The organism is Caloramator sp. ALD01 (assembly GCF_000472625.1).
Classification (GTDB): domain Bacteria; phylum Bacillota; class Clostridia; order Clostridiales; family Caloramatoraceae; genus Thermobrachium; species Thermobrachium proteoclasticum.
This window is the reverse complement of the sequence record NZ_AXAA01000061.1, coordinates 1-3,083: the sequence shown is the minus strand read 5'-3', so window position 1 is coordinate 3,083 and position 3,083 is coordinate 1. Positions and strand designations below refer to the sequence as shown.

The 3,083-nt window shown below is 27.5% G+C and carries 4 protein-coding genes and 1 tRNA gene; 4 read left to right on the top strand and 1 reads right to left on the bottom strand.

All coding sequences use genetic code 11. The annotated features are described in order from the left end of the window. Positions 1–19: 19 nt before the first annotated feature. From A3M9_RS0112155 to A3M9_RS15100, 4 genes are all read left to right on the top strand, one after another. Positions 20–95 (top strand) — tRNA-Gly (locus A3M9_RS0112155). 336 nt (positions 96–431) lie between these two features. Beyond that, positions 432–989 (top strand): flavin reductase family protein, encoded by a 558-nt coding sequence (locus tag A3M9_RS0112150; protein WP_027309421.1) that lies wholly within the window; start codon positions 432–434, stop codon positions 987–989. Positions 990–1,008: 19 nt separating this feature from the next. Further along, complete coding sequence (locus tag A3M9_RS13945) at positions 1,009–1,368, top strand: nitroreductase family protein (RefSeq protein ID WP_370882861.1); 360 nt, start codon at positions 1,009–1,011, stop codon at positions 1,366–1,368. A gap of 3 nt (positions 1,369–1,371) precedes the next feature. Next, complete coding sequence (locus A3M9_RS15100) at positions 1,372–1,509, top strand: hypothetical protein (RefSeq protein WP_370882860.1); 138 nt, start codon at positions 1,372–1,374, stop codon at positions 1,507–1,509. Positions 1,510–1,529: 20 nt separating this feature from the next. On the opposite strand, the gene A3M9_RS0112140 is transcribed toward A3M9_RS15100, so the two are convergent. Then, positions 1,530–2,630 (bottom strand): SLC13 family permease, encoded by a 1,101-nt coding sequence (locus A3M9_RS0112140; protein ID WP_084424784.1) that lies wholly within the window; start codon positions 2,628–2,630, stop codon positions 1,530–1,532. Between the last annotated feature and the right edge of the window lie 453 nt (positions 2,631–3,083).

The window sequence follows — 3,083 nt, the reverse complement described above, 5'->3', positions numbered from 1 at the left end:
CTGGCCACCAATTTTATATGCGGGAATAGCTCAGTTGGTAGAGCGTCACCTTGCCAAGGTGAATGCCGCGGGTTCGAGTCCCGTTTCCCGCTCCAAATAAAAACACCTGGTTGATTACTTCAACCAGGTGTTTTTATTTGGCTCTTTGTCAATAGTTGGGGCGGGTATTCGATTAGAATGACTGTCCTTTTTATTTTATAGTGATTTTAGAAGAATAGATTACATATGGATGATTTAAAGTATAATATTTTCAACTTAAATAGAAAATTTTTATACTAAATATATGTTTACTTTCTCTTAGCATAGTTACTTATTCAATAGATACTAATTGTTAAGTTATAATTGTATATGTATAATTATATTAAATAGTAACAAATAATGATTAGTATAGATAACTTAAATAATTAGTTGTTTCATATGGAGGTAAAATTATGCATAAAAATTTAGGAGCTATTGTTGGTCTATATCCTACTCCTGTAACAATAGTAGGAACGGAGATAAATGGTAGGGTTAATTGGATTAATATTGCACATATAGGCATAATAGGTGTAGATAAAATGCTTATAAGCATGAATAAAATTCATTATAGCAATGAGGGAATAAAACAAAATAAAACACTATCCATAAATATTATAAGTGAAGATATGCTTATAGAGGCTGACTACGTGGGCATTGTTTCAGGAGCTAAAGTCAGCAAAGAAGATGTTTTTAAATATTTTAAAGGTGAGTTAGAGGGAGCGCCTTTAATAGAAAGTGCTCCAGTTTGTATGGAATGTGAAGTTGTAGATAATTATGAAACAAATACACATGATAATTTTATTGTAAAGCCTGTCAATACATATGTTAAAGAAGAAGTACTAAATGAAAAAGGAAAAATTGATTATACAAAGGTTAAACCGGTTTTATTTGAAATGCCAAATAGACAATATCTCAATATAGGTAGTGTCATAGGAAAGTGCTGGAAAGAGGGAGAAAAATATAAAAAGTAATTTAAAAGGAGGGCATAAAGTGGAAATTATATTTAATAGAAGAAGTATAAGAAAATATGAAGATAGGGAAGTTGAAAATGAAAAAATAGAAAAACTTCTTAGGGCTGCTATGCAGGCACCATCTGCAGGAAACCAAAGACCTTGGGAGTTTATAGTTGTAAAGAATAAAGATACATTAAAAAAGCTTTCTGAAGTAAGTCCATATTCAAAGATGGTTGCAAATGCTAATGTGGCAATTGTTCTATTATCAAATAAAGAATATATGAAATATCCTGAGTATTGGCAACAGGATATGGCAGCAGCAACGCAAAACCTGCTTTTAGAAGCTACATATTTAGGACTTGGAGCTGTTTGGCTTGGTATTGCTCCTTTAAAGTAAAGAATGGAATATGTAAAGGAAGTATTCAATCTACCTGAAAATATAGATGCATTTGCAATAGTACCCGTTGGATATCCAATTGAGGAAAATAAGTATATAGATAGATATGATGAAAATAGGGTTAAATTTGAAAAATATTAAAAGTGGCATTATGCCACTTTTTATATTATAAACCAAAATATTATAGTAAATAATGCAAGTAAACTAAAGTTATATACTGTAAATCTTTTTAAATAAACTTTTTTATTTTGCTTATACTCATTTGCATAAAATTTATAGGATATAACGCTGGCAAGAGATGCTATTAATGTTCCCATTCCTCCAATATCAACACCTAAAAGTAATTCCTTATAGTTGCTACTAAATCCAGAAAGAAGTATAGCACAAGGAACATTGCTAATAAATTGGCTTAAAGTAATTGATGATATAAATGTAGATTTTGGTTTATTTAAAATTTTTATAAATAAGTTTCTAACAATTTCAATATTAGAAAGATTGCCTATAAATATAAAGAAGAAAACAAAAGTTAATAATAGAGCATAATCTACTTCTTTAAAAAGTTTTTTATCTAAAGTAAAAGTTATAATAACTGTTATTAAAAAGGCAAAATAGTAGTTTATTATATTAAAGATTGATAAAAGAACTATAATAAATAAAAGAACAAAAATAAATGTTATTTTTTTATTTTTAATCTCCACTTTTTCTATATGAAAACATATATCTTTATTAGGAATAGATAGATTTAATAGTACTAAAACAAATAGACCTAATATAACAAAAGGCAGCATTATTTTTAAAAATGTAGTTAAATTTAAATTATACTTTGAATATATAAAGAGGTTTTGGGGATTCCCCATAGGAGTTAAACTACTTCCGATGTTGGCAGATAAAGTTTGAAGAACAATTATCTCCATAGGATTTATTTTAGATTTTTTAGCAATTATAAGGGCAAGTGGAACGAATGTTATAAGAGCAACATCATTTGTTATTAACATAGAAAATAAAAATGTAATCAAAATAAGCACTAAAGAAACCTTTCTTTCATTTTTAAACTTGTCTAAAATTCTGATAGAAATCATCTCCAATAATTTTTGTTTTTCAAAGCATTCAATAACAATCATAAGATTAAATAATGAAATCAAAACCTTAAAGTCTATGTAGTGTAATTTAGGTGTATTAAAAAGAGAGGTAACTATAGCAAGAATTAAAGAGATAGAAAATACAATGTCCTCTTTAGTTTTGTTTATAAATTGCCTAATCAAAATAAAGCCTCCTTATAATTACAATTAATTTATTTAATTTGAGATATGAATTTAAATTTGTTTTATACAATAAATAAAATATAGACCAATAATAATTATATAACTTTAAAATAACAAATCATAGATCAAATTTATTTATTACAACATATCCGTGCGTATTGAATTATAAAATTTAGAGGAATAAAGAGATAATAAAAGAATTCATAATATAGTTTACTATAATAATGAATATCGAATATGATGTTTTTCTATAAAGATGGTATTATACAAAAGTCGCCGCGAGATGGCGACGAAAGATGACGAAAAATGTAGTTGACATTATAAGTTGAATGTGTTAATATTAATTAATGCTAAGGATAACGGTCCTTGAAAACTGAACAGCGAGAGCGAACGTACCAAATAAGAAGCTAGGTTATAACATGAGAGTTTGATCCTGGCTCAGGACGAACGCTG

Bases quoted from the DNA above. Each gene is read 5' to 3' on its own strand.
- A3M9_RS0112150 (WP_027309421.1), top strand. From the start codon at position 432: ATGCATAAAAATTTAGGAGCTATTGTTGGTCTATATCCTACTCCTGTA.
- A3M9_RS15100 (WP_370882860.1), top strand. From the start codon at position 1,372: ATGGAATATGTAAAGGAAGTATTCAATCTACCTGAAAATATAGATGCA.